Origin of the sequence: Streptomyces sp. NPDC100445, from assembly GCF_044759735.1 — a bacterium.
Classification (GTDB): domain Bacteria; phylum Actinomycetota; class Actinomycetes; order Streptomycetales; family Streptomycetaceae; genus Streptomyces.
The window spans coordinates 124580-146444 of sequence record NZ_JBIVZV010000004.1 but is presented as its reverse complement, the minus strand read 5'-3'; the positions used below and the strand labels follow the sequence as shown (position 1 = coordinate 146444).

Annotated in this window: 13 protein-coding genes; 7 read left to right on the top strand and 6 right to left on the bottom strand. The window is 74.3% G+C overall.

From position 1 onward, the window contains the following. Positions 1-14: 14 nt before the first annotated feature. Genes ACIQVT_RS12335 through ACIQVT_RS12315 form a run of 5 tightly spaced genes read left to right on the top strand, consistent with a single transcriptional unit; the run spans position 15 to position 10122 of the window. On the top strand, positions 15-1289 hold the full coding sequence (locus ACIQVT_RS12335; protein WP_403751161.1) for an acetyl-CoA carboxylase biotin carboxylase subunit family protein: 1275 nt from the start codon (positions 15-17) through the stop codon (positions 1287-1289). Beyond that, positions 1289-4513 carry an amino acid adenylation domain-containing protein gene (locus ACIQVT_RS12330; protein ID WP_403751159.1) on the top strand — a complete coding sequence of 1075 codons (3225 nt, stop codon included), beginning with the start codon at positions 1289-1291 and terminating at the stop codon, positions 4511-4513. Before ACIQVT_RS12335 ends, ACIQVT_RS12330 begins: the two co-directional genes overlap by 1 nt. Further along, positions 4510-7479 (top strand): type I polyketide synthase, encoded by a 2970-nt coding sequence (locus ACIQVT_RS12325; protein WP_403751157.1) that lies wholly within the window; start codon positions 4510-4512, stop codon positions 7477-7479. Before ACIQVT_RS12330 ends, ACIQVT_RS12325 begins: the two co-directional genes overlap by 4 nt. Next, a complete protein-coding gene (locus ACIQVT_RS12320; RefSeq protein WP_403751155.1) occupies positions 7472-9271 on the top strand; it encodes a non-ribosomal peptide synthetase in 1800 nt (599 codons plus the stop codon). The genes ACIQVT_RS12325 and ACIQVT_RS12320 overlap by 8 nt, the downstream gene beginning before the upstream one ends. After that, positions 9268-10122, top strand: a complete 855-nt coding sequence (locus ACIQVT_RS12315; protein ID WP_403751153.1) for a thioesterase II family protein — start codon at positions 9268-9270, stop codon at positions 10120-10122. Before ACIQVT_RS12320 ends, ACIQVT_RS12315 begins: the two co-directional genes overlap by 4 nt. On the opposite strand, the gene ACIQVT_RS12310 is transcribed toward ACIQVT_RS12315, so the two are convergent. The 3 genes from ACIQVT_RS12310 to ACIQVT_RS12300 all read right to left on the bottom strand — a co-directional run bounded on the left by ACIQVT_RS12310 (position 10015) and on the right by ACIQVT_RS12300 (position 16305). Next, on the bottom strand, positions 10015-12927 hold the full coding sequence (locus tag ACIQVT_RS12310; protein WP_403751151.1) for a helix-turn-helix transcriptional regulator: 2913 nt from the start codon (positions 12925-12927) through the stop codon (positions 10015-10017). The genes ACIQVT_RS12315 and ACIQVT_RS12310 overlap by 108 nt on opposite strands. 148 nt (positions 12928-13075) lie before the next feature. Next, positions 13076-13276, bottom strand: a complete 201-nt coding sequence (locus tag ACIQVT_RS12305) for a hypothetical protein (RefSeq protein ID WP_403751149.1) — start codon at positions 13274-13276, stop codon at positions 13076-13078. A 38-nt stretch (positions 13277-13314) separates the two neighbouring features. Further along, the gene (locus ACIQVT_RS12300; RefSeq protein ID WP_403751147.1) at positions 13315-16305 is read right to left on the bottom strand and encodes a type 2 lanthipeptide synthetase LanM family protein; all 2991 of its coding nucleotides are present in this window, start codon (positions 16303-16305) and stop codon (positions 13315-13317) included. 969 nt (positions 16306-17274) lie between these two features. Here ACIQVT_RS12300 and ACIQVT_RS12295 point away from each other — a divergent pair. After that, positions 17275-17853, top strand: a complete 579-nt coding sequence (locus ACIQVT_RS12295) for a glycoside hydrolase family 25 protein (RefSeq protein WP_403751145.1) — start codon at positions 17275-17277, stop codon at positions 17851-17853. Positions 17854-18036: 183 nt separating this feature from the next. Here ACIQVT_RS12295 and ACIQVT_RS12290 read toward each other — a convergent pair whose 3' ends face one another. After that, positions 18037-19161, bottom strand: a complete 1125-nt coding sequence (locus ACIQVT_RS12290; RefSeq protein ID WP_403751144.1) for a DUF2235 domain-containing protein — start codon at positions 19159-19161, stop codon at positions 18037-18039. 13 nt (positions 19162-19174) lie between these two features. Further along, the gene (locus tag ACIQVT_RS12285; RefSeq protein ID WP_403751783.1) at positions 19175-20176 is read right to left on the bottom strand and encodes a DUF6424 family protein; all 1002 of its coding nucleotides are present in this window, start codon (positions 20174-20176) and stop codon (positions 19175-19177) included. Positions 20177-20210: 34 nt separating this feature from the next. Between ACIQVT_RS12285 and ACIQVT_RS12280 the strand changes: the two genes are divergently transcribed. Then, positions 20211-20426 carry a hypothetical protein gene (locus tag ACIQVT_RS12280; RefSeq protein ID WP_403751142.1) on the top strand — a complete coding sequence of 72 codons (216 nt, stop codon included), beginning with the start codon at positions 20211-20213 and terminating at the stop codon, positions 20424-20426. Positions 20427-20439: 13 nt separating this feature from the next. Here ACIQVT_RS12280 and ACIQVT_RS12275 read toward each other — a convergent pair whose 3' ends face one another. Continuing rightward, positions 20440-21861 (bottom strand): hypothetical protein, encoded by a 1422-nt coding sequence (locus ACIQVT_RS12275; RefSeq protein WP_403751140.1) that lies wholly within the window; start codon positions 21859-21861, stop codon positions 20440-20442. Positions 21862-21865 lie beyond the last annotated feature (4 nt).

Sequence of the window (21865 nt, the reverse complement as noted above, 5' to 3'; positions counted from 1 at the left end):
ACGGACGGATGGGTATGCACAGCAGATCGGGTGGCCCGCGGCTCGGCGTGGTCTACGACGACGGCGCCGCCGGGCCCGGGGAGATCGCCTCGGCGGCCCGCGCCTGCGGAGCCGACCTCTTCCTGGTGATCGACCGACGCTCGGCCCATGTCGCGCAGTTGCTGCCGGGCCTGCGCGGCCGGTTCGAGCTCTGTGACGTCAGCGGCCTCACCGCGGCCGAGGCGGCGAGGGCGGTGGCCGCCCGGGAGCCGGACGGCCTGCTCACCTTCAGCGAGCACCGCTTGGCGGAGACCGGCGAGCTGGCCGCAGCGCTGGGACTGACCCGGTGGCACAGCCCGGAGACCACCCGGCGGTTGACGGACAAGCTGGTCCAGCGGCGGCTGTTCGCCGGGGCGGGGATCGACACCACCCGCTGTGTGCCGGTGGCCGAGCCCGCCGGGATCGCCACGGCGGTCGCCGAGGTCGGGCCGCCCGTGGTGCTCAAGCCGCGGACCGGGACCGGCAGCCGCTCCGTCCGCCGGGCGGACAGTGCGCAGGAGGCCGAACGGCTGGCGGAGGATTTCTTCCGGTCCGCCCCGGCCGGGTCGGTGCTCCTGGTGGAGAGCCTGCTCACCGGGGCGGCGGGGGAGGCCGGCCCCGAGTGGGGGGACTACGTCTCGGTGGAGACCGCCGTGCACGGCGGAGACCGCCGGCTCCTCTGCGTCACCGGCAAGTTCCGGCTGGAGGAACCGTTCCGCGAGCGTGGATCCTTCGTCCCGCACACCCTGCACGCGGAGACCGCCGAGCGGGTCCGTGCACTGGCGGACGCCGCGATCGGGGCCCTCGGGGTCCAGGACGGCGTCGTGCACACCGAGATCAAGCTGACCCCGGACGGCCCGCGCGTCATCGAGGTGAACGGCCGGGTCGGCGGGCTGGTCGTCGACCTGCTGCGCCGGGGCGCCGGGTACGACGTGGTCGAGGCCGCCCTGCTGCTCGCCCTCGGCCGGCCGGCGCCCGACCCACCCGAGTTCGAGCAGGTGACCTATCAGTACGCGCTGGTGCCGCCGGCCGGAGCCCGGAGCCTGGTGGAGGTCGGCGGACTGGACCGGCTGCGCGCCCTGCCCGGGGTCGACCTGGTCGACGTCCGGAGCCGTCCGGGCCGGCCGCTCGACTGGCGGGCCGGCGCGGCCGACCGGCTCGGCCGGCTGTACGGGCGGGTGCCCGACCACGCGGCCCTCGGCCGGCTCACCGCGGCGATACCGGAAGCCTTCCGGCCCACGTTCACGTACACGCACGAGAGGGGAAGTTGATGGCGGAGCAGGTGTCCGAGGTGAGCGGCGGGTTGTCGTCCGCGCAGCGGCGGCTCTGGCTGGCACACGTCCTGGAACCGGAGAGCGCGGAGTACACCGCCCCCTGGGCAGGACGGCTGCGCGGACCGCTCGACCCGGCGGCCCTTCGCCGGGCCTGGCAGGCCGTCGTGGAGCGTCACGAGGAGCTGCGGCTGCGGCTGTTCGAGGTGGAGAACGAGCCCCGGCGCGCGCGGTGGCCGGCCGCGGAGTTCGGACTCGCGGTCCGGGAGATCACGCCGGATGACCTGACCGCCGAGCTGGACCGGGCGGTGACCAGGTCCTTCGACCTGGTCGGCGGCCGGCTCGCCGAGGCGGAGCTGCTGGTGCTGGGCCCCGAGGACCACGTCCTGGTGCTGAACGCACACCACGCGGTGGTGGACGGTCGGTCGATGGCGCTCATCACCCGTGACCTGTTCGCCGCCTACGCGGGCCGGGAGCTCGCCCCGGCCGGCCGCTCCTACTCGGAGCACGTCGAGCGGGAGGCCGCGGCCCGCCCGGCCTCGGCCCAGTTCGACGCCTGGGTCGAGGAGTTGAGACTCCCGGAGACCGCGGAGCCGCTCGGCTTCGAGCCTGCCACGCGAACCGCGGACAAGGAGGGCGCGGTGGTCCGGCTGCCGCTCCCCGAGCAGACCTGGGAGGCGGTCCGCGGATACGCCCGGCGGCACCGCACCACCGCGCAGGTGGTCGGGCTCAGCGCCTTCGCGCTCACCCTGGCCCGCTACACCGACACCGAGGACCTGGTCGTCGGCTCGACCATGGACACCCGGTCCGCCGAGTTCGTGGACACCGTCGGCATGTTCGTCAACCCGGCCCCGGTCCGGGTGCACGTGGACCCGGCGCAGGGCGGCCCGGCGTTCTGCGGCGCCGTGCAGCGCGGCCTGCTGCGGGCCTTCACCCACCGGTCGGTCCCGTTCGAGGAGGTGGTCCGGAAGCTCAGGATCACCCCGGACGTCACCCGGACCCCGGTCTTCCAGGTGCTGTTCAACTTCGAGGCCCGCCAGGCGCCCCGTGACGTGCCCGGGCTGGAGGTCACCACCCTCGAACTCCCTGTCCGCATCTCCAAGTACGACCTCACCCTGGTGCTGCGGGACAACGGCGCCTCGGCCGAGCTGCTGGCCACCTACCGCACCTCCCGCTACCAGCCGGCCCTGATCGAGCAACTCACCCGCCACGTGGCCGCCGTGCTCGGCGGGCTGACCGCCGACGACGAGGCCCCGGTGGGCTCGCTGGAGATGCTCTCCGCCGAGGAGCGAGCCGAGCTGCTGGCCGCCGGCCGCGGGATCCCGCTGCCGGAGGGCTTCCGGGCGGTGCACGAGGTGGTCGCGGAGATCGCGCGGGCCGATCCCGACCGGCCCGCCGTGGTCTGCGGCGCCGGCGAGCTGACGTACGGGCAGCTGCTCGCCCGGGCCGACGCCCTGGCCGCCGGGATCACCGCGCGGGGGGTGCGCCCGGGGGCGCCGGTGGCCGTGCTGGCCGAGCCCTCGGCCGAGATGGTGGTGGCCGTGCTGGCGGTGCTGCGGGCCGGCGGCGTCTACCTGCCGCTCAATCCCGGCCACCCCGCCGCCCGGCTGGGCGCCGTCCTGGCGGACGCCGGAGCCGAGTTCGTGCTGGCCGACGCCGCCTGGCGAGAGCGCCTCCCGCGCGCCGTGGTGCTGCCGATCGAGGCCCCGGCGGTGCTGCCGGACCAGGCGTGGGTGGCACACCGCAGTGAGTCGGACGACTCGGCCTACCTCATCTACACCTCCGGCACCACGGGCGAGCCCAAGGGCGTGGAGGTCGGGCACGGCGCGCTGGCCGCCTCGACCACCGCCCGGCGGCTGACCTACGGCGGCTACCGCACCTTCCTGCTGGTCTCGCCGCTCTCCTTCGACTCCTCGGTGGCCGGGTTCTGGGGCACCCTCACCTCCGGCGGCCGGCTGGTGGTCGCGCGAACCGAGGAGGTCCGTGACCCGGAGAGACTGCTGCGGCTGACCGAGACCCACGCCGTCACGGCCCTGCTCGCCGTCCCGGCCCTGTACGCCGGGATGCTGGACCGGGCCGAGCGGGCCGACCGCACCGCGCTGGGCACCCTCGACGTGGTCATCACGGCCGGCGAGGTGCTGCCGGAGGCACTGCTGGAGCGGCACTTCGCGCTGCTCCCGGCCACACCGCTGGTGAACGAGTACGGGCCGACCGAGGCGACGGTGTGGAGCAGCTACCGCCGTTTCGAGGCGCCCGGCCCGGTCGACATCGGCGGGGCCGTCCCCGGGGCGAGCCTCTACGTGCTGGACCGGCAGGGGCGGCTGATGCCGCACGGAACCGCCGGCGAACTGCACGTGGGCGGCCGAGGGGTGGCCCGCGGCTACCTCGGGCGGCCCGAGGCGACCGAGGCCGCCTTCCGCCCCGACCCGTACGGCACGGCGCCCGGCGCCCGCTCCTACCGCACCGGGGACTGGGTGCGCTGGGGCACCAACGGGGGCCTGCGCTACCTGGGCCGCCGGGACCAGCTGGTCAAGGTCCGCGGCCACCGGGTCGAGCTCGGCGCGGTGGAGGGCGCGCTGCGCGCGGCCGAGGGCGTGACCGATGCCGCCGTGCTGCTCGCGCCCGGCGGGGGAAGCCTGACGGCCCATCTGGTGACCGAGAGCGGGTTGGACCTCCAGGAGCTGCGTGCCCGGCTGGCCGAGACCCTGCCGCCCGCGATGGTGCCCGGCGTGCTGCGGGTGGCCCCGGAGCTGCCGCGCACCCCGCACGGCAAGGTGGACCGCGAGGCGCTGCGGGCCATGGAGCTCCGCACCGGGCAGCACGGGACGACCCCCGAGCCCACCGGGCCCGAGACCGCCCCGGCGACCGGGCCGGACCTGCCGACACTGGTGCGGGCCGCCTGGGCCGCGGTGCTCGGCGAGGCGCCGGCCGCGAGGGACGTCAACTTCTTCGACGCGGGCGGGCATTCGCTGCTGGTGCCGCTGCTCCAGATGGAGCTGGAGGACCGGGCGAGGGTGCGGGTGCCGATCGTCGCGCTGTTCACCGCGACCACCGTGGACGCCCAGACGGCGCTGATCGCCGCGAGCGGCGGTGGCGCGCCCGGACCGCAGCCGGCGGTGCGGGCCTCGGACGCCGAGGACGGGGCCGACGGACCGGACCGGCGCCGGCTCGGGCTCGCCGCGGGCCGCTCCCGGCGGACGGCCGGGACGGAGGACGGGAGGTGAGGAACCGTTCTCTGGACGTCGCCGTCACCGGCGTGCACGCCCGGCTCCCCGGCCCGGCGGACCCGGCGAAGTGGTGGGCGGCGGTCTGCGCGGGCGAGGAGCTCACCAGCACCCTCGACCTCGACGAGCTGGCGGCCCGGGGCGTGCCCCGCCACCTGCTCGACGACCCGGCCTACGTCCCGGTCCGGGGTCTGATCGAGGACAGCGAGCGGTTCGACGCCGAGCTGTTCGGGATCAGCCCCCGCGAGGCCGAACTCATCGACCCGCAACACCGGTTGATGCTGGAGGCGAGCTGGGCGGCGCTGGAGGACGCCGGCCGGAGTCCGCTGGCGGACCGGCTGCGCACCGCGGTCTTCGCCTCCTCCTCCAGCAGCAGGTACCTGCCGAGGATCCTCGGCAACCCGGCCGCCTCCGCGGACACCCTGGCCGCCCTGCACGTCGGCACCGGCCGGGACTTCATGGCCGGCCGGATCGCCTACCGGCTCGGCCTGGAGGGCCCGGCGGTCAATGTGCTGACGGCCTGTTCCTCCTCGCTGGTCGCGGTCCACCTGGCCGTCCAGGCGCTGAACGCCGGCGACTGCGACCAGGCCGTGGTGGTGGCCGCCTCGGTGGGCTTCCCGCAGGCCGGGCACACCCACCTGCGCGGCGGCATCATGTCGGCCGACGGCCGCTGCCGGCCCTTCGACGCCCGGGCGACCGGGACGGTCGGCGGCTCGGGCGTGATCGCGGTGGTGCTGCGCCGCTTCGAGGACCTGGGGCCGGAGACCGCCTGCCACGGGGTCATCCTCGGCTCGGCCGTCAACAACGACGGCTCGGCGAAGGCCGGGTTCAACGCCCCCGCCCCGCAGGGGCAGACCGCCGTCATCCGGGCGGCGCTGCGCTCCGGTGACGTGGCGCCCGGCTCGCTCGGATACGTCGAGACGCACGGCACCGGCACCTACGTCGGTGACCCGATCGAGTGGTCGGCGCTCTCCGCCGCCCTGCGCGGGGCCGGTCCCGCCGAATCCATCCCGGTGGGCGCGCTCAAGGCGAACATCGGGCACCTCGACGCGGCCGCCGGGCTGGCCGCGCTCTACAAGGCCCTGCTGGTCCTGAAGCACGGTCAGGTACCGCCCGTGGCCAACTTCAAGAGCCTCAACCCGCTGCTGGCGGAGCTGGACTCGCCGCTGCGGGTGCCCACCGAGGCCCGGGCCTGGCAGGGCCCCGAACCCCGCCGGGCGGGCGTCAGCTCCTTCGGGATCGGCGGGACGAACGCGCACGTGATCGTCGAACAGGCAGCCGCCGACCCGGCGGAGGGGGCCCCGGCGGGCCGGATCCCGGCGGAGCGGACCTCGGTCCTCACCCTCTCCGCGGTCCGACCGGAGGGACTGGAGCTGACCGCGGCCCGGCTGGCCGAGGTACTGGCCGAACAGGAGACGGACGCCGCCGACGTGGCCTTCACCCTGCTGGCCGGCCGGGCACCGCTGGCCGAGCGGCTCGCGGTGGTCGGCCGGACCGGCCCGGAGTTCGCCGGGGCGCTGCGCGGCGGCCCCCGGCGGGTCCGCGGCCGGGTGCCGCGGGAGGGCCCGCGGCCGCTGGTCTTCCTGCTCCCCGGGCAGGGCACCCAGCGGCCGGGCATGGCCCTGCCCTTCCAGGCGCGACTTCCTGGATTTCAGGAGGCGCTGGAGGAATGCCTCGGTGCGATGGAGCCCTTCACGGCCGGCCCGGCCGGGCGGGCGCTGCGGGACCCGGAGTTCCCCGCCGAACAGCTGCACGCCACCGAGCTGGCCCAACCCGCGCTGTTCGCCCTGGAGTACGCGGCGGTCCGCGCCCTGGACGGGCTCGGGCTGCGCCCGGTGGCACTGGCCGGGCACAGCCTCGGCGAGGTGACGGCCGCCTGCCTGGCCGGGGTCCTGGACCTCGCGGCGGCGGTCGAGCTGGTGGCCGTCCGGGCGAGCGGCATGCAGGCCTGCCCGCCCGGTGCGATGCTGGCGCTCTCCTGCTCCGAGGTCGAGGCCCGCGAGCTGCTGGCCGAACCGGTGACCGCGACCAGCGGCTTGGAGATCGCGGCGGTGAACGGCCCGGGCGCCTGTGTGCTGAGCGGGCCGGCCACCTCCGTCCGGGCGCTGGAGGACCGGCTCTCCGGGCGGATCCCGGCCCGACGCCTGCGTACCTCGCACGCCTTCCACTCCGCCGCGATGGAGCCCGCCGCCCAGGCCCTGCGCGCGCGCCTCTCCGGCCGCACCGGCGGCCGGAGTTCGCTGCCCTACGTGTCCACCCTGGACGGCACGGTGGTGCCCGCGGGCACCGAGGTCCCGCTGACCGTCCTCGCCGAGGGCGTCCGCCGGACGGTGCGCTTCGGCGAGGGCATCGCCGCCGTGCGCGAGCTGTACCCGGGTGCGCTGGCCGTGGAGATCGGGCCGGGCCAGGCCCTCTCCGGCATGGCGGCCGCCGCCGGGCTGGACAGCCTCCCGCTGATGCCCGGGAAGGACCCACGAGCGGAGGACGAACTCGCCCTCGCGCTGGCCGGGTTGTGGGCCGAGGGCCAGCCCGTCGAGCTGGCGGCGCTGATCCCGGCCGGCCGTCGACTGCACCTGCCTGGCACCTCCTTCGGGGGTGAGCGCCACATCGCGCCGGAGACGGTCTGGCCGGCCGCCCCGGCCCCGGCCGACACCCCCGCACGGGCCCCGGAGAGCACGGCGGCCGTCCCGGCGGAGGCAACCGCCGTCGAACTGCCCACCCCCGCCGCAGCGGTGGCCGCCGCCTGGCGCGAACTCCTCGGTCACCCCGGCCTCACCGAGGACGCGGAGTTCATCGCCAACGGTGGGGACTCACTGCTCGCCATCCGGCTGGCCCGACGGCTGGAGCAGGTCTTCACGGTGGTGATCCCGCTCCGGGATCTGCTGCTGGCACGCACCATGGGCGATCACGCCCGGCTCGTCGAACGGCTCATGACGCCGTCGCAGAAGGAGGCAACGGATGAGTAGCGCGAACCTGCCCGGCCACCCCGGCCGGGAGCACTTCGAGTGCGTCGACGCCGTGTTCCGCCGGCAGGTTGCCGAGCACCCGGACAAGGTGGCGGCCTGGGACTCCACCGGCAGCTCCACCTACGCCGAGCTGTGGGACCGGGCGGTCCGGCTGGCCGGCGCCCTGCACGACATGGGCGTCGGCACCGGTGACGCGGTCGGCGTCCTCGGAGTGGGCGACCGCGACGCACTGGTGGCCATGCTCGGAGTCCTGCTGGTGGGCGGGCACTTCGTGCCGATCGATCCCGACTGCCCGCCGGAGCGCGCCGAGCGGATGACCGCCATCGCCGGCGCCTCGCTGGTGCTGGCCACCTCGGAGCACCGCGTGCCGGAGGGCATCGGCGCGGACAGCCGGCACGTCCGCGAGCTGATCGAGCAGGCCTGCCCCACCGACCCGCTCGGCCCGCTGCCCGCCGGAGACCCGGACCGGCTGGCCTACGTCATCTTCACCTCCGGCTCGACCGGCACGCCCAAGGCGGTCGGGGTGCCGCACGGCGCGCTCACCGCGCTCTGCCTGCGGCCCGGCGTGCTGCGCCGCGACCCGGACGAGACCTTCCTGGTGCACACGGTGCTGACCTTCGACACCGCGATGTACGAGATCTGGTCGGCCCTGCTGGTCGGTGCCTCGGTGCTCTGCGCCCCGCGCCGGGCGCTGTCCCTGCACGAGACGGCCGAGCTCCTCCGGGACGAGCGCGTCACCACCACCGTGCTCACCCCGGCGGTGTTCGCGCTGCTGGCGGACCACCACCCCGACGCGCTGGGCGGGCTCCGGTGCCTCATGGTCGGCGGTGACGTGATGCCGCGCGAGCAGGCGGTGCGGATCCTCGATCGCTTCCCGGAGCTGGAGTTCCTGAACTCCTACGGGCCCACCGAGAATACCGTGATCTCCACCGCCTTCTCGCTCAACGGCTGGGACCGGAGCGGAAGTTCGGTACCGATCGGAGAAGGCCTGGCCGGCACCACCTGCCACGTCCTGGACGAGCGGCTGCGCCCGCTGCCGCCCGGCGAGGTGGGGGACCTCTACCTCGGCGGCGATCGGCTGGCCCTCGGCTACGTGGGCGACCGGGCCATGACCGAGCAGCGCTTCCTGCCGGACCCGTTCTCGGACCTGCCGGGCGCCCGGATGTACCGCACCGGTGACCGGGCCGTCCTGCTCGCGGGCGGGACGGTGGAGTTCCGCGGCCGCGAGGACGACGAGATCAAGGTCCGAGGGCATCGGATCCACCTCGCCGAGGTGGAGGCCCTGCTGGCCGCCGACCCGGAGGTACGGGAGGTGGTAGCCACCGCGGTCGGCACCGGCCACGAGCGGCACGTCCGCGCCTTCGTCCGCCCGGCCTCCGAAGGGACGGACCCGCGGGCGGTCCGGACCCGGCTGGCGGAGCGGGCACCGCGGCATCTGGTGCCCGACGAGCTGGTGGTGGTCGCGGAGTTCCCGCTCAAGCCCTCCGGGAAGGTCGACCGCGAGGCACTGAAGGCCCTGCCGTCCACCACCGCACCGGAGGCCGTGCCCGCGGCCGGGGCGGACGACCGGGCGGAGCTGGCCCGGCTATGGCTGGAGCGGACCGGGACGCCCGCCGAGAGCGGCGAGGACTTCTTCCACTCCGGCGGGACCTCGCTGGACCTGATCCTGCTGATCGAGTCGATCGCGGTCACCTTCGGGGTCCAGCTCGACTTCGCCGACGTCTACGGGCTGCGCTCCTTCGAGGAGCTGCGCGGCATGGTGCTCACCAACCGTCAGGAGGTCGGCGCATGACCACTGTCCGGGTCCTGGAGCCCCGTCCCGAGGCCCCGCAGCGGCTGATCTGCCTGCCGCACGCCGGTGGCTCGGCCAACTACTACCGCGGCTGGGCCACCCGGGGCCGCACCGACGTGGAGATCCTCGGCATCCAGTACCCCGGCCGGGCCGACCGGCTGCCGGAGCCCTGCCACCACGACCTGCACGCCATGGCCGAGGAGGTCTGCGCCGCCGTCCTGCCCGAACTCGACCGGCCCGTCACGCTGTTCGGCCACAGCATGGGAGCGATCGTCGCCTACGAGGTGGCCCGGCGGCTGGAGGAGCGGGGCCGCCGGGTGCGGCGCCTGGTGGCCTCGGCGGCCCGCGCCCCGCACGAGCCGGCCCACGTCTCGGCGCAGGGCGCCGTCTGGAACGACGACTCGGCGGTGCGCAGCATCGTCGCGATGGGCCAGGCGGACGCCGAGCTGATGGCCGACCCCCGGGTTCGCGAACTCGTGCTGCCCTACCTGCGGGCCGACTTCGAGCTGTTCCAGCGGTACGAGTACCGCCCGGGTCCGCCGCTCGCCTGCGAGCTGCTGGTGGTGCGCGGGGCGGACGACCCGCACGTCACGCACCGTCAGGGTGAGCTGTGGCGGGAGCTCACCCGGGGGTCGTTCCGGCACGAGGCGCTGCCCGGCGGGCACTTCTACCTCGCGCCCGAGCCGCCGCTCGACCTGTACCTGGGCCCGCTCGACCCGTACCGGGAGGCCGGGACGGTGAACTCAGCCGCCGGCGGAGAACTCGGCCGCCAGCCGGCTCAGAGCGGCGCGGTCGGGCAGGCCGGTCTTCTGGAGCAGGCTCGCGATGTGCTTCTCGACCGTGCGCGGTGAGATGCACAGCCGCCGGCCGATGTCCTGGTTGCCGGGCCGGTCGACGAGCAGGGCCAGCACCTCGTACTCGCGCGGGGTGAGGCCCTGCGCGCGCAGCTCGGCGGGGATCAGCTCCCGGCCGCTGCGGCGCTGCGGTACGGTCACCCCGGCCTGACGCAGCATCGCCCGGCAGGTGCCCAGCACGGCGGGCACGTCGAGCTGGTGGAAGTACTCCTCGGCTGCCTGTAGCCAGGACGACGGGTCGCCCCAGCCGTCCGCCAGGGCGGCCTCGGCGACCAGGCGCAGGCCCAGGTGGTGGCCGGTCGGGAAGATCGCGGCGTGCCGGCGGAAGTCCTCGATCACCCCGGCCGCCCGCTCGCCCCGGCCCTCCCGGCCGAGCAGCACGGCTTCGGCGAGCATCAGGAACTGGCGGTTCCAGGCCAGCCCGGCGGCCGGATTGGCCGCGACGGCCGCGAAGTCCGCGCGGGCCGCCCGGCCGGCCAGCACCTCCAGCAGCGGGCTCAGCCCGTACCGGCCGGCCAGGTAGTAGACGTTCGGGTGCAGGGACTCCCAGGCGGCCGCGGCGGCCAGCTCGGCCCGGGCGGCCGTCCGGTCCTCCTCCAGCAGGGCGCAGACGGCCCGGCACAGGCCCAGCATCACCGGGGTCAGCGGCGATTCGGCGCCTCCGGCCTGACGGAACGCCAGCAGGCCGCGCTCCATCTCGCGGCGGCGGCCCCGGTGCGCGCCGAGGGTGGCGGAGACGAGCAGCAGGTACTGGCGGGTGCCGAGATTGCCCATCCGCGCGCTGGCGCCCAGGCACCGGGCGAGGATCTCCTCGGCCCGCCGCGGGTCGCCCCGGAGCACCGCGTCCATCGCCAGCACGCTCTCGGCGGTCTGGGCCAGCTGGATCGCGCCCAGCTCGTTCGCGGCCTCCCAGGCCTGTTCGAGCCGGCGGATGTCGCCGGTCCGCATGTAGCTGTTGGCACCCAGCCGGGTCAGCGCCTCGACCCGCCAGAGCGGCAGGGTGTGCGCCTCGGCCACGGCGAGCATCCGCTCCAGGCAGGCGTCGGCCACGTCGAAGCCGCGCTCCCGGACCAGCAGGGCCAGCAACTGCCAGGCCTGACAGGCCACCACGGGCAGCTTGGTCTGCTCGGCCACCTCCGCCGCCGCCCGGGCCTTCCGCTCGGCCTCCGCGGTGCACCCGCCCTGCCCGGGCAACAGCGCCAGCTCGCACTCGACCACGGCGAGCGCCGCGCCCTGCTGAGGGGTGCCGCCGTCCTGGAGCAGGGCCCGGGCGGCCGCCATCTGGCTGACGGCGTCGGCCCGCCGCCCGGCCGCCACCGCGACCCAGGCCAGCCGGGTGTGCAGGGCGATCCGGGCGTCCAGGCCCAGTGCCGCCGCCCTCGCCGGTGCCAGCGAGTCGACCAGGGCGAGCGCCCGGTCCAGCTGCCCGGCGTCGGCCAGCGCGTACAGCAGCGACTCGGCGATCGCGGTCCGGGCCGACGGGTCGGCCAGTTCGTGGGCGCGTCCGAGCAGCGCCACGGCCGTCCCCGACAGACCGTCGTCCTGCGCCCGGCGCCCGGCCTCGGCGTAGAGCAGGGCCGCGTCCGCCAGGTCACCGGCCGCGATCCGCAGGTCCGCGACCAGCTGGCAGTGGTCGTCGGTCAGCTCCGGGTCGGCCTGCTGGAGGCCGATGGCGGCCTGCCGGGCGATCGCGGCCCGCTCGGCCGGCGGGAGACTGGCGAGCACCGCCTCGGCGGTCAGCGCGTGGCGGAAGGCGTACCGGTCCGGCGCACCCGGGTCGGGCACGATCAGACCTTCCTCGACGGCGGAGCGCAGCTGGGCGAACAGGCAGCGGTCCTCCGTCCCGGTGATCAACCGGAGCGTGGTGATGGAGAACCGGGCTCCCAGCGAGGCCGCCAGCAGCACCACCTCCTGGGCCTCGGGGTCGAGCAGCTCGATCCGCCGGCGGTAGCCCCGGACCACGGTGGCCGGGACGGTGGCGGAGAGATCGCCGGCCACCTGCCAAACCCCGCCGCCGCCCCGGCGCAGCAGGCCGGAGCCGACCATCTCGGCCAGTAACTCCTCGACCAGGTAAGGGTTCCCGTCCCCGCTGGCGACCAGCCGTTCGACCAGCTCGGCCGGCACCCCGGCGGCGGGCACCCCGAGGCAGCCGGCCGCGATCGCCCGCACCGCCCCGGGCTTGAGCGGCCGCAGGGTGGCCACCGAGGCGGCCCGCCGCCGGTCGGCCGCGTCGACCAGGTCGAGGGCCGGCCCCGGCTGCGGGCGCAGGGTCCCGACCACCAGGACCGGTAGCCCGGCGAGGTTGTCGACCAGGTACTCCAGCACGGCGATGGTCTCGGTGTCCATGTCGTGCAGGTCCTCGAGCACCAGCACGCAGCCGTGCTGCTTGCCGATCACGGCCAGCAGCCGGAGCAGCGCCTCGGCGAGGTCGACGACGCCCTCCGGGTGGCCGACGGCCGTCGCGGGCCGCCACTCCGGGATCAGCCTGGCCAGGGCCGGGCGGTAGGGCGCGAGCGCCGGGTCGGTCGGAGGTCCGCCGATCCGGAACCGGGAGGAGAGCGCCTCGGCCAGCGGCCGGAACGGGGTGCCGGAACCGCTCGGGCTGCCACGCCCGCGCAGCACCGGGAGACCCAGCGCGGCGGCCTTGGACTCGCACTCGCCGGCCAGCCGCGACTTGCCGATCCCGGCCTCTCCCATGAAGAAGAGCGCACGGCCGGAGTGCTGTCGGGCGTCCGACAACAGGCTGTCCGCCAGGACGAGTTCGGCGTCCCGGTCGACGACAGGTGAAGAAGTCATGCGCATGCTGTGGAGGCTACTTGATCGATCGACATGCGGACAGGGAAGATCGCTCACCGCACCGGACGCACGACGGCCGGTGTGCCCGTACGGCCACGGGCACACCCCCGACGGATTCTGACGCCCGGACGGCATCCGGGCGCGCACACCGGCCCTAGCCGATCGCCTCCGGTGCGAACGGAACGGTCACGGTCAGGGTCCCGATGATCGACTGGTCGTCGAAGCCCGAGAGCAGCCGGCTGCGGTGGGCGCCGCCGCCGGGGCGCAGCGCGATCTGCCCGCTCGGGTGGTCGGCGGCCCGGTCCCCGCGCGCCTTCGGCTGCTTCCAGCTGCGGACCAACTCTTCGACGTTCATGGGTGGGGCTTCCTCTCGGTGATGGTCGCGCCGTCTCTTCACGACGGTCGCACTGATGGCGACGGCTGAAGCAGCAGCGTCGAAGCTGTTCGCCCGGCCGAGCCGAGCCGCAGGAGGCCCAGCCCGATGCCGGACAGTCCGGTCAGCAGTCCGGGAACGGCCAGGCCGCCGGGGGTACCGCAGACCGGACCCGCTCGGTCGAGTGTGGCGGCCAGGGCGCTCGCCCGGTGGTCCAGCAACTCCCGGGCGCCGAATTCCGTGAGGTGGCCGAGCAGTTCGAGGACGCCCGACTCGCCGTGGCACAGGGCGTGGCCGGGCAGCGGACCGGCGGCCGCCAGCTCGTCGACGGCGTGCCCGGTGAGCCCGGTCAGCTCCGGATCCGCCAGCGCGGCGGGGCTGTCGGCCACGGCCAGGGCGATCCCCGGCAGGCCCCGGCACCAGGTCGGCTCGGTGTGGGCAGCGGCCCGGGCGCTCCGGGCCGCGTGGTGCAGCGCCGCCAGACCCGCGCGCTCGTACCGCCCCCCGCCACCGGCCGCCGCGAACCGCAGCAGCGCCCAGCCGACCCCGGCCGCGCCCTCGGCGAACCCGGGGGCGGCCGGCAGTGGACGGTCCGTCAACCGTTCGGCGCAGAGCACGGCACCGTGCCGGGCCGCAGCGCTCCCGGTGGTTCCGTGCACCGCGAGCAGCGCCGCGAGCCCGCCGGCCGTCCCCTCGGCCAGCCCGGCCCCGCCCGCCCGGACTTCGCCCCGGAACCCGTCGGCGGCTCCGGCCGCATCGCGGGCCTCGGTGGCGGTGTCGAACTCGACAACGGCACTGACGAGTTCGGCGGCATGGTCGGCCCAGCCGGCCAGCTCGGGGTCGTCCATCAGGGCGGAGGTCCGGGCGAGCGTGTAGGCGATGCCGCCCAGCCCGGCGAAGGCTCCAGGGCCCACGGCCGCCCGGTCCTCCGGCTCCGCCGCGAGGCGTTCCAGCAGCGCGGGCAGCGGGCTCAGAGCCTGGCGCGCCGTCTCCGCGTACCGCTCCTCCCCGGTGTGCGCGGCGAGCTCGGCGAGGAACAGCGCCGGGCCCGGGTAACCGTGCCCGAGGTCGGCCCCGGCCGGCCCGAACCGCCAGGCCCGGTCCCCGAGGAGTTCGAGCCCGAGCCAGTTGGCCCGGCCCCGGCCCCGGTGGGCGCCGTCCGTCAGACGGTCACCGATCCGCCGGGCCGCACCGAGCAGCCGATCCGCCGTCGGCCGGTCCGTCAGGTCCGGTCCGGTCGTGCCGCTCCGACGGGTGGCCGGTGCGTCCGGCCGGTGGGCGCAGGCCGTGGACCTGGCGGCCAGCGCCGCCCGGACGATCCACTCCTGGGCGTCGAGGTCGGCCGCCCCCATGGCACGGATCTTCTCCACCGCCCGCTCCAGCCCCGGCCGTTCCAGTACGTCCGGGATCCGCAGACCGGGGCCGGACCACAGGTCCACCAGGCCCGGCCGGGCGGTGAACAACGGCACGTCGCCGTCCCAGAGCTGGGCGATCTCGTGCTCCAGCTGCCGGGCCGGCCCAGGGGTGCCGAGGGCGTCCGTGCCGAGCAGCCGCAGGAGCCCGTCGCGGTCGGCCGGGTCGCGCAGCACGTCCGGGTGGGTCGACTCGTCGAGCAGCGTGGCGTACACCTGAGTGGCCCGGGGTACCACGCGCACCTCGTCCTCGGCGAAGCGGTGCACCAGGCCGTGCGGGCCGGTCAGCGCCTCCCGCCCGGCGGCGATCGCCCGGTACCCCGCGCGGAATCCGGCCACCAGTGCCTCGGTGAACTCGGCCGGGTCGGCCTCCGCCCCGCCGAGCCGGGGGCGGTTGTCGGCCCCGGCGATCGCCCCGGCCCGGCGGACCAGCCGCATCCGGTCGGTGCCGCTCTCCGCCCAGGCCACCACCGGCAGCGGCGCCACGGCCCCGGCGTCGCCGCCCAGCCCGGAGGCGTCCAAGGACGTGCCGTCCTCACCGAAGAGCAGCAGCGGCAGCAGGCCGACCCGGTGGACCGAGGCCGCGAGCGCGAGTGCCGCCGGGTCGCCGTCAGAGGCGGAACCGGACACCGGGGGGTGGAAGAGGGTCTCGACGTCCACGGGCACCGGGTGGTCCGCCCGGGCGATGAGGTTCTCGAAGTGCAGGTCGGTCGCGTCCAGCGCGTGCAGCAGCGCGAGCCAGGCGCCCTGCCGCCGGTAGAACCGCTCCAGCTGGCCGTGGTCCCGGCAGGGGAGGGCGGCCACGTACGCCAGCCAGCCGTAGCCGGGCCGCTCCAGCAGGGCGACGGTGCGCAGCTCCGGCACGTCCGGCTGCCCGTTGAACCAGCCGACCAGCTCGTTGAAGTGCCGGTGTGCGGTCAGCGGGCGCGGCTTGTAGACCGCCCGGGAGCCGTCGGCGAAGGTGAGCACCGCGGTGCTGCGGCCGTGCCGGTGCCCGTCGCCGGCGGTGGCACGGAGCGAGACCAGTGGCCCGGGGTCGGTTCCGTGCAACAGGGTTCGGACCAGCTCCGTCCGGTCGGCGGTGTAGCGGTCGAGCAGTTCGGTCAGGGCGTCGGCGGCGTGGACGCAGGTCTGCGCCAGCAGCCGGCCGAGCACCGGGTACTCCGACAGCAGCGCGGACAAGCCGTCCGGACGCGCCGTCAGGGCCAGGAAGGCGCGGAACCGGGCCGCGGGGGTGTCACCCGTCAGGCGGCCTTCCACCCGCGCGACGTTCAGCTCCAGCACCAGGGTGCGGGCGGCCTGCCGGGCCAGGCTCCGGGCCAACCGGTCGGTGAACCGGGCCCGCAGGCGCGGCAGGTCGGTGTCGGGCACCGTGGTCGGCAGCCGGGAGGCGGCCAGCTCGGCGAACGGGGCCACGACGAACCGGAAACCGGAGGTACCCGGCAGCTCCCCGGCCGGCACCACGGGCGCGAGCGGGGCGGCGGCGACCGCCGCCGCGACGAACGCGGCCCACTCCGGTTGCGGATCGTGGGGGAGTTCGACGGCGGGCGGTCCGCCTTGCCACTGGCCGGAAACGGCCGAATCGGCAGGCGCAATCATGGTGTTGATCACAGGCGAGAGAATCGCAGGCCTTTCGTGTTCCGACAAGAGTTCGAGCCATCCGGGGCGTTCGGGCGGTTCACCTGCGGGGGAGACCCCCACGTGGCCACGGCGGTCGGCAGGAAGATGGGGGCGGTGCACCCATGCGGAACCGCCGGAGACATGCAAGAGGCCCGTGGCGAGGGGGCCGAAGGCCCCAGGACCGGCCGTGCTTCGCGAACAGCGCCTTCGAGGCCGCACAGCGCCGCGCGTACGGCCGGCCGGTCAGGTCGTCGCCTCGCCGAGCCAGGTCGCAGGCCAAGACGTGCGTCGGCCACTCCCGTGCCGCCTGAGCGGCAGCTGCCCCGCGCCGAGCCGGTGCCGGCAGCCGCTCGAACGCCGGCCGGTCCCGCTCCCGCCCGACCAGCTGCGCCAAGGCCGCCTCCTGTTTCTCGGGGAACGAGGCCGTCATGTCCGCGGCGTGTCGTGAGCTGCGGCATACGGCGCTCAGCCGCTCGGGGCCCACCGGGGCGACCGGCTGGTCTGCCGGCCGTCGTCGGCCGTACGGCGTCATCGTCGGCCCGGGGCGGCCGGGCGATCGCCGGGACACGTTCGCCGCCGCCGGACGCCGGCAGTACCAACGCCCCGCCGCGGCGCGGGAGCTGGTGCTGCCCCGGCACGTGCGGCGAGACAGCTGCGAGGCCGGACAGGCGCAACTCGCAAGTTGCGTGAACCAGCCACCGGACAGATCGTGGAAGAGAGAGTGGAGGACCGCACCCGTGAAGGCCACCGGCCTGAGCGGGCTCGCCCCTAGGACTGGTCGCGCTCGCCGAACGCTTGGAGCACAGCCCTTTCGCGGGTGAGTTCCCGCCGGGTTCGGGGCGGCTGTGTCGTGGACGCCGAGGTCGTCACCCTCCCATCGGGCCGGACGCCATCCGTTCGGCTGTCCCATGGTGCGCCCTCCGCACCGACGCATCGGAGGAGCACGCAATGATCAAGGGTTACGACGTATCCGCATTCCAGCCGGCGAACTTCCCCACCGCCGGTACCAGCTTCGTGTTCATCAAGGGCACCGAGGGCCGTTCCTACGTCAACCCCAGGCAGAAGGAGCAGGCCGCGCACGCCCGTGCCGCGGATCTGGTCGTCGGCTTCTACCACTTCCTGCATCCGGGCGACATCAAGGATCAGGCGGCCCACTTCGTCGAGAGTTCCGCGAGCACCGAGTACGACCTTCTGGTCGCCGACTGGGAGACCAACCCGGACGGCACCGCTGCGACTTGCGCGGAGAAGGATTCCTTCATCGCCGAGGTCAAGCGGCTGCGCGGCGCCAAGCACAAGGTCGGCCTGTACTGCAACTGGGACTTCTGGCGTCACCGGGACACCACCGGCGATGCGGGTGATTTCCTCTGGATCGCCCAGTACGGCGTGTCCGCGGGCAAGCCCGACATCCACACCGAGTGGAAGTTCCATCAGCACACCGACAAGCCGCTGGACACCAACGTGGGCAACTTCACCTCCAAGGCCGAGCTGGTCGCCTTCGCGGGTGGCGTTCATGCCGTGATGCATTAGGCGGTTTCGTTCGGATCGGTCGGTTCTCGGTCCGGGTGCGGTGTCAACAGATGCGCAGGGGACGCGGATCGTGCCGTTGCTCCCGGACCGGACGCCGAAGCGGGTTGGCCGGTGGCGGGATCACCATCTCCCTGCACTTCACCGATCCCGGCGTCGGGCGGTCACCGATGCTTTCTCGTCGAGCTAACCCCCAGGCGGTGGAACCGGCTTGGTCCAGTCGGGGTCGGCCCAGCGCTCGGGCGTCTGTGGGTCCGGCAGGTCCGGACGGTACCGGGGGTCCCGCTCGCGCCGCAGTCTGACGCTGGCGTGCAGCATGGCACTGTCGGGCAGGGGACGGGACCGCCGGCCCACGAGACCCCACAGCGGGCCGTTGCCGTGGACCGGAGCCCCGGCGAAGTCCTCGGTGACCGCGCAGGTCGTGCTGTAGGACCGGGGTCGGAACACGAGGTCCTCGGTGACACCGTCAGTGACCCACTTCAACGAGATCGTGGAGAGCAGCGGATCGCCTTCGGCATGCTCGAATGTGCCGCCGACATCGCAGTGCACCCCCGTGAACCACACCTCCTCAGCGGTGCCTCGACGCGGCGCAGGGCGGGGTGTCACCAGGAATTCGTGGTAAGGGCGGCGGGTTTCGTCGAGTGACACGGCGTGCCGGATGCGTGCCGCGTTCGGCAACCGGTGGGTGTACGGCCATTGCAGATTGCCCAGGCGCAGCAGGCCGGCCGCTTTCACGGTGTCCCAGACACCGAGGTAGGCCACCGGCAGGGCGTGGTGCGAGACCTGCCGGGGATCGTTCTGCTTCACCTCCGCCCAGAGCGGTTCGGTCTCGGTGCGTCGGCAGAACGCGTGCGAGAACCGGGCGATCTCCTTCTCGTTCCGGTCGATGTCATGGTTGAAGGCGTACTTCGCCACGGCGTACGGGACGAGGTTCTCCGAGCCCGGTCGCATGAGACCGGGTTTGTTGAGCATCCCGACGAGGGCCCGGGCCGTGTACGCGCCACGACTGAAGCCGAAGACGTACACCAGGTCGCCCGGCTGCCAGTGCCGCACGAGGTAGGTGTACGCCTCGGCCAGATTGTTCCTCAGCCCGCTGCCGAAGGCGAGGCCCCACGTACGGGACAGCCACCGGCCCGCCGGACCGTGGGCGGTGGCCGACGACATGGTCCCGACGCCGGGGTCGTAATAGACGAGCTGCCGTGCCGGATCGTCCGCGTCCAGCATCTCCGTCAGCCTGACCACGTTGGTGGGATGGCTTGCGCCCACCTGATTGCCCGTGCCGTCGAGGCAGATGACGATCGCGCGAGGCATGCCCTGTCACCTCCTAGCCGGAGGTCGGTCGGGTGCGCCGTGTCGCGTGGCCCGAGAGCGGAGCGGTGGCGATCTGCCCGTCGGGAGCGACCTGCTGGGCGAAGGCCTGCTTGGCCACATCGCTGTTCGCCGGGAGTACGGCCATCAGTCCGCGGTCCTGCGCCTCCGCGACCGTCGCGGCGGCGGCGCTTCCTTCGGGGACGAAGGCGAGACGGACGTGCCCGTCGCCGGAGCCGCGGCGGTCCACCGGAGCGACCGCTCCGTGGGTCCCGTCGGGCAGGGTCACCCACAGCTGGAAGTCGTCGTACCGGACGAAGTCCGCGCTCTTCACCGGCCAGGGATAGTGGTGTTCGCCCGGCACATTGGGGAGGATGCCCTGGTGGTTCCCGCGGCTCAGCGGGACGCAGGCGTTGAACAGGGAGTCGGTCCAGGCCTCGACGCCGTCGGCGTCCTCGACCGGTGTGCGCAGCAGTTCCTCGGCGCGTCCATAACCCAGTTCCGCCAGCGCGGGCAGAGTGAGCGGGAAGGCGTCGACGAGTTCCGCGGCCTCCTGCCGCAGCCGGTCGACCTTCTCGGGGTCCGCGCAGAACTGCATGCTCCATTCGATGCCGACTCGTGCCCGGTACATCCGCCAGCTGCCGGGGCCCTTGACCCACAGGCTGCCTCCGTGGTGCATCTCCCAGTGCTCGGAACTCTTCGGCCCCTCCTGCGGATCGACGGGTCTGGGCCCGTAGGGCAGGTCGGGGTCGTCCATGGCGCGCAGGATCTTCTGGGCTGTCTCCTTCGCGGCGCGAAAGTGCGACGATTCGAAGCGCTTCGGGTGTTCCACAAGGCGGATGTGCCACGGATGGTTCTCCGACTCGACGCCGCCCGGCCGCGGCTCAGGGTGGCCCATGAGTGCCCTCCTCGGCTCGGCCCCACGGGCCGACCACCGGCTCGCGGGGCGGAATTCCTTGCTTCCATGCTGCTGCGCGGACCGGCCGGCCGCGACTTGAGCGGCTGTCCCGCTGACCATCGAAGGGGACTCGGTCCCGAATAGGATGCAGTTCATGAGTGCAGAACGTGATGAAGGTGATAGGGCCGCCCGTGAGGCTGGGCCGGGTGATGACGCCGAGCGCCGAGCGACCGAGAAATTCATCAGCGACCTGCTGGCGCGCGGCGAGGCGGTGTTCGAGGGGGAGGAGCCGACGCCCGGTACGACGCATGTCATCGAGCGCGCGGACGACGGGCGGCTCACGGTCCGTCGTCTGCGCTTCTCCAGCTGAATCGGGTGACCGCTCAGTCGAAGCATCGACGGATCAGGGTGAGGCCCTCGCCGGTCGCGCTCCGCACGATCTCGTGCGTCTTGAGCCGGGAGGAGTTGTCGTCGACGAACGTCGTATCGGTGCGGTGCTCCTCGGGTACGTGGACGCGGTCGCGGCGGAAGAGGTCTTCGAGGTACGACGTGGCAACCCGCTCGGGATCGGCGGGCCGCAAGGTGCCGCCGGCGGGGTCGGAGCCCGCGATGCCGAACCGTCGTTCCTGCGCCGGGGCGGAGAGGGTGAGCGGCTGGGTGACGTCGTACGCCGCCCCGTGGACCGTGACGGCCGTGAGCCCCTGGTCGTCGCTGCCGCCGGGTGTCGCCTCGGCGATTCCGGCGCCCCGGCGTGCCACCTCCGATGCGGTGATCGACGTGGCGGCCTCCAGGGAGAGGATGCCGTGGCGGATGAACGCCGAGCGCAGGGTCTTGCCGTACGTGCCGCCGTTGCGGTGCTGGTCCGCCACGATCATGTGACCCGCGACCTGGGCGTAGTAGGCGGCCACCACGGGCGCGGCGACGACGGCATCCACCAGCAGTTGCCCAGCGATCTCGGCCGCCCTGGCCAAGCCGGCCTGGTCCTGAAGGTCCTGTTGCCGGAAGATCCCGGCGACGATCTTCAGGAACGCGCCACTGAAGACCCGGGAGAACGCGTGCGGCTCGCTGGAGAGCGTGCTCGCGGGCCCGTTCGGTGGCAGCTGCACCGGGTCGTCGTAGAAGAAGCTGTTCGAGAGGTTGCGCAGGCAGTCCGGGTCGACGGCGTCGGGGTGGCCCTGGCGGATCGCCCAGCCCAACTGCTCGGCCATCCTCGACATCCGCGAGGACAGTTCGAGGTCGCCTTGCGTCTCGGCCAGGACCTCGACGCGCAGTGATTCCAGCCGGAGCGAGCTGAGCAGGGCACTGATGTCGCCGAACGCTTCGTGCAGGGCGGCCGTCTCCGCGCTGGCCGTGTTGAAGAGCTGGGGTCGCAGGGCGTCGAGGATCGCGTGACCCGTCTCGTGCTCGACGACCTCGGGGCTCTCGCACGCTGCGACGGTGACACCTGCCACCGTGCGACGGAAGAACCACAGGCCTTGACGGTCGTAGAAGGCGTTGAGGTCGTTCCCCGCGTCGAGGTTCGCGGTCAGGGCGCCGCCGACCGTCGCATGCCACTGCGTTCCGGCCGGGACCAACGGAGCCCAGGTCTGGCCGGCCCTGCTGAGCGCGTCGGCCGCCACCCAGTAGCGGAACGCCTCGGTGCCGGGCCCGGCACCGTTCGGTTGCGGCGCGGTCTCCGCGATGGTCGTGGGGAACGGCTGGGTGCCGAGCTGCGGAACAGGATGCGGTATCGGGGGGTTGGTCTTCAGAGGATCGCCGGGGTCGTCCTCGTACACCGAAACCATCGATGGTTGCTGCGTTGTCATGACG